General features: G+C 50.1%; 2 protein-coding genes. One reads left to right on the top strand and one right to left on the bottom strand.

Features of this window, described 5'->3' with window-relative positions; translation table 11 throughout:
* Positions 1 to 513, top strand: a 513-nt coding sequence (locus DOU50_RS01180) for a quinone oxidoreductase family protein (RefSeq protein ID WP_148768568.1), incomplete at its 5' end; no start/stop codon positions are given.
* 121 nt (positions 514 to 634) lie between these two features.
* On the opposite strand, the gene DOU50_RS01175 is transcribed toward DOU50_RS01180, so the two are convergent.
* Positions 635 to 4240: an AAA domain-containing protein gene (locus tag DOU50_RS01175; RefSeq protein ID WP_228117493.1), complete on the bottom strand. Its 3606-nt coding sequence runs from the start codon at positions 4238 to 4240 to the stop codon at positions 635 to 637.
* Positions 4241 to 4571: the final 331 nt, after the last annotated feature.

The following is a 4571-nucleotide window of genomic DNA, read 5'->3' as shown; positions in this document are numbered from 1 at the left end:
GTGGGGCTCGCGGCCGTTCAGCTTGCCTCACAAGCAGGCGCGACGGTCATCGCCGTGGCAAGCGGAACGCAGCGAATAAACCGGCTGCTGGAACTTGGCGCCGATCACGTCGTGGATCGTGCAAAGAATAACGTTGTGGACAGTGTCCGACAGTTCACCCATGGTGTCGGTGTTAACCTCGTCATCGATCCGGTAGGGACGACGTTGCCTGCTTCGCTTTCTGCACTCGCTCCGGAAGGACGTCTCGTCTTCGTCGGTAATGCGGGCGGTGGCAGCCTGACCGTCGACCTGTGGCCGCCAATGCAGTCTAACCAGACCCTCATGGGGGTATTTATGGGGCCACTTTTTGAAAGGCCTGGCGTTCGGACAAGCGTGGATGACATGTTGCAGGCTGTGGCTGCAGGGCACATCAGGGTTGTCATTGACCGTGTCTTTCCCCTGGCTAACGCCGCCGCGGCCCATGAATACGCTGAGACAGCGAAACCGCTTGGTCGTATCGTTATGAAGCCATGAACGGGGGACCTCATCATGACTTCGTAATTCTTCTGATGTGGGGGAGAAAAATAAAAAAGCCTGCTTCAAAAGCAGGCTTTTCAAATTTGTCTCATCAGACTGGGAGCATTCAATGAGTCTGTTATTCCAGCCGCAACCTCTCCCTAAGCTCCCTCACCAGCGATGCATCATCCAGCTCTGCACTGATCTCATGACGAATCGCATTAGTGAACTGTTTACTGCGCTCGCAGCTATGGTGATAACCATGAGATAGCCAGTTCCAACTCCCGAGAACAATGTAGCGGCCATCGATCATCATTACCTTTTCATGTGTCCCTTCCGTCAACCGGATAATATTCTCTTTTCCTAGTTGTTCGCGGTACTCGGCAACCAGAGTCTCATCATTATCTTCCGCACGATCCATGCACTGGTGATAGTAGCCGTAATAAACTTTAACCCTGACACCACGCCGCTGCGTGGCTACCAACTGCGCCAGCTCCGGCCTCTGATAATTCTTACCTCCTCGACGGATCCACGGAGCGATGATAACCAGCTCCTGTTCACACTGGCTGGCCAGAGCGCTAAATGCGGCAATATGTTCGCAGTCGCGATAATAACGCTGTAGACGGGGAGTCTGGCTTAGACTGGCAAAATTCGGATGCTGGCTACCCTGTTCAAGCAGGAAGCTTTCGGCAACGCTATCGGCAAGGACTTTCAGGTATCCACCTGCTTGCCGCAATCGATGATGGTTACCTACGACGATAAATTGCTGCTTTGCGCGTGAAACCACGACATTCAGCATATTTGGTGCGTCGTTTTGAAAATTCGGATTATCAAGAGGATGAAAAATAACCGGACTATAAATGATGACCTCAAAGCCTACGCCCTGAAACTGATGCACTGTACCAATGCAGTTTTTCTGCCAGTGATTCATTCGTTGCGCAAGACGTTTAATCAACAATGACTTCTGATTGCTATAGGGAGTGATGATGCCAACATCGACAGTCAGATCGTAACCAGCTTCTTCCAGCTTATCCAGCAATAGCTCGATAGCATCAACTTCATCCAGATTAGTGTTAACCATATCGCCTTTCTGGCCTTCTACGCTGTAGAACATCAAATGATGCCCGCCTGATTTCTCAAACGCGCTGGCAATACGGCTGGAAGGGGGGGCAGTTTCCACGCTGACGCCTTGGTAGTTCGCCAGTCGGATGAAAAGGTCGGCAATAGGTTGCTGGCACCGGCGATGCTCATCGAGAATGATGCCATTACCCGTATCGTCTACCTTGCCGGAAAGCGTACCAGCAGCACGGTGCCAGCCCGTGACGCTTGCAGGTGAAACACGCTCATACAACGTATTGTTGCTGGCGAAATGACGCTCACGCAACTGTGTTTGCATGTTTTCTGACAGGTTTCTAATGGGTTCAATTTGCAGAGGATCGCCAACAATCATCGCTTTCTCACTGCGACTCAATAGGGGCACGAGGGATTCAAGCGAAATCATGCCCGCTTCGTCGCACAGTGCCAGGTGCCATGGTTTATGCCCCTTGAGCTCATCGAGCTTACGATAACCAGCAACCTTCCACGCGGAAACCAGCGTGGTCGCCATTACTGGATATACAAGAGACAGTGCGCGATAGAAATCATCTAGCTTATCCAGCCAGCGATAGTAGCCCGCACTGCGACGCTTACTCATCAGGGCCCGCCAGTGGGTCAGCACCTCTTCAAGCTCAATTTTCCGTTTCAGTTGTTCCTGCCAGAGATAACCGATAGCGGCTTCGAACATTTCCCGGTGTTGCCTGATAAAGCGTTTACGCAAAATGTCGCACCAGTTACCTTCCGGATAACGCTGTTGATACTGTGCCGTTAGCTGTTGCGCCCGGATGACCTGACGCCATTGTGCCTGCAATTCTTCTACTTCAGTATTAAGAGTCAGCAGGTCAACTTCCTGTTGAGCTTCGGGTTCCGCATGCAGGAGCAGCGCCAGTAGCGCCAGGCTATCTACCTGCTGTGAAAGCATTTCCCCAGCATCAGCCAGAGCAGCCAGCTGACGATGGGGAAGGGAAGAAAGACTGAATTTGAGAAAGTCCTCCGGTGCAGCTAGGCTCATCTGTTGCAACCTTGCTGGATATTTCCTCTCGAAAAAACGAGCCAGATAACGCTTTATCCCTTTACGCGGATAGTCGCGGTAATGCAGCTCCAGGGCTGGGCGTAGCGGTGAATCCATCCAGCTAAGTATCTGCTCCAGACTATGCTGCTGCGGCCATGTCGCCTGCAACGTCTGGTAAATTCTGCTGGCCTGTAGACGCTGCGTTTTTATCTCCCTAATTTCCTGCAGGCGCTGTTCTAACTGACAGGCTAAGGTATCCAGGTCGTCGGGGCGATGAAGCGAAACATCAATTCCGAGTACCTGTGCATGAGCGGCGAGCGAGGGAATTTTTTCCATGAAACGAGCTGGTAGCTCTTTTGCTAGTTGGGTGTCCAGACCACAATCCACAACAGATTGTATCGCTACTGCCTTTTCATTCAGATACGCCCGGTAACAAGCGTTCATCTCGTCACGATGCTTGAGTAAAACCGCTAAAAAATCGTGCTGCTGCTGTTGGTCATAGCTTTCCTGTCGCCAACGACCAATCAGTTTCTCAAGCCGGGTAAGCTCATGCTGAACCTGTTCGTTCGAGCCGCTATGAAACCATAACCAGTCTAGATCCTCAGTTGCAGGGTCACTGCGCAGATCGTCAATGATATTCTCCACCGCTTTTATTGCCGTGGACGTGACCAGCATGCCGAAATTCTGGTCCTTTCCATCAGCAATCGCCAGTGCTCTGGCAACCAGTCGTTGTGCGATGAGTGACTTGAATAGCGTGGTTTTACCCGTACCAGGCGCACCTTGTACAGCAACCAGGCGCTCATCCAGATTAATCGCCTGTATTGCCGCCATCTGCCCATGGCCCAGAGGATATTGTGTTTCAAACAAACCGCCAGTCACCACTTCGTGAATATGTGGGGCCTTCTCGTCACTATGGATATAGCTGAGATACTGCTCCAGTAATGGGAAATCACCAACTGCGTTATTACACAGCCAGGTGAAATCTTCCGCATCACGCTTGAGGTTGTAATCCTCATTATGCAGCGGAGCCACCAGGGCATTAAACGCAGTTTCCAGCCCCTGATATTTACTGTTTGATTGCTGAGTGACCCATTTCTGAAGAGCCTTAAACGCCTCAAGGAACGTGTCATATTTACATCCCGTGAGCGCGCTAACGATACTCATCATATGACGGTTTTCACCGAGCTCATCCAGCTGAATACCAAACATTTCGCGAAAAGCGAAGGGGAATGCGCTAACAAGTTGTCCATCTTTGACGGGAACTAGCAGGGTGTTTTCGTTCTGTTCAAAAAATGATTTGGGGAGGGGGAAAGAGAACAGCGGAAGGTATTTTACATTGGCCTTACCTCGCTCGTTTTCGATACAGCGCAGTACCGGAAAAAGCAGGTTAACAGGCTCAATATGGGTAATTCTACCCTTTTCGTCATATTCGACGAAACGCTGGCGCCAGTGGTTGCGCATTTCAGGCGTAACACGGAGTATTACCCCGCTCTGGTTTTCTTCACAGTTATTTATACCGAGCATGAGTTGTTGGTGCTCATGCACCTTGCTGGCCGGTATTTTACTCTTTTCTGCGCCACTGAATTTCACATAATCATGCCACGCTGAAAGGATATCTTTAGACGAGTTTTGCATCATGCTAAAAGAGCCTTAACCTGAGTATCTCCCTGAAATTAATGGTTAGAGAATAACACAGAGGCAGATATTTTAACCCTACCAAAGGGGGGCATCTTTGTATGGAAATACAATATGAGTAACAGCGGCTAATATGTTTTCCAGTTTTACTGAGAGGAATTAGCGTTCAAACAACTGGAACGCATTCTTATGGTGCTGCAAATGAAGGGTCTGCCTGACGAGAAGCTATCTTGAGCTAGCGTGGGAATAATGAAAAGCAAAAAGCCTGCTTTAAAAGCAGGCTTTTCAAATTTGGCTCCTCTGACTGGACTCGAACCAGTGACATACGGATTAA

This window comes from Enterobacter sp. C6, assembly GCF_008122455.1.
In the GTDB taxonomy this organism is placed as follows: Bacteria; Pseudomonadota; Gammaproteobacteria; order Enterobacterales; family Enterobacteriaceae; genus Enterobacter; species Enterobacter pseudoroggenkampii.
Note: the sequence above shows the minus strand (reverse complement) of the source record. Positions and strands in the feature narration are given on the sequence as shown.

Bases quoted from the DNA above. Each gene is read 5' to 3' on its own strand.
- DOU50_RS01175 (WP_228117493.1), bottom strand. From the start codon at position 4,240: ATGATGCAAAACTCGTCTAAAGATATCCTTTCAGCGTGGCATGATTAT.